This window comes from Corynebacterium sp. HMSC075D04, assembly GCF_001815635.1.
GTDB classification, from domain to species: Bacteria; Actinomycetota; Actinomycetes; order Mycobacteriales; family Mycobacteriaceae; genus Corynebacterium; species Corynebacterium coyleae.
In genome coordinates this window covers 1-270 of the sequence record NZ_KV821291.1, presented here as the reverse complement: position 1 = coordinate 270, position 270 = coordinate 1, and the positions used below count along the sequence as shown (strand labels likewise).

The following is a 270-nucleotide window of genomic DNA, read 5'->3' as shown; positions in this document are numbered from 1 at the left end:
TGAAGTTGTTGGGTCGGCGGTAACCTACTCTCCCACTCCCTCCCGGGAGCAGTACCATCGGCGCGGGCGGGCTTAGCTTCCGGGTTCGGAATGGGACCGGGCGTTTCCCCGCCGCTATCAACCACCGACACATCTATAGGGGTTCATAGAGTGTCCATGTGTCGTGGACTGTATTGAGTTCACTGTGACAATGTGGGTGTGTTGTGTCAGTGACTGCATAGTGGACGCGAACAGTGTTCATGTATGTGTTTGGTTTGTTGAAAAACCGGG

At 54.8% G+C, this 270-nt stretch carries 1 rRNA gene; it reads right to left on the bottom strand.

What is annotated here, in order from left to right:
- Positions 1-11: 11 nt before the first annotated feature.
- Positions 12-129 (bottom strand): 5S ribosomal RNA (rrf, locus tag HMPREF3048_RS02345).
- Between the last annotated feature and the right edge of the window lie 141 nt (positions 130-270).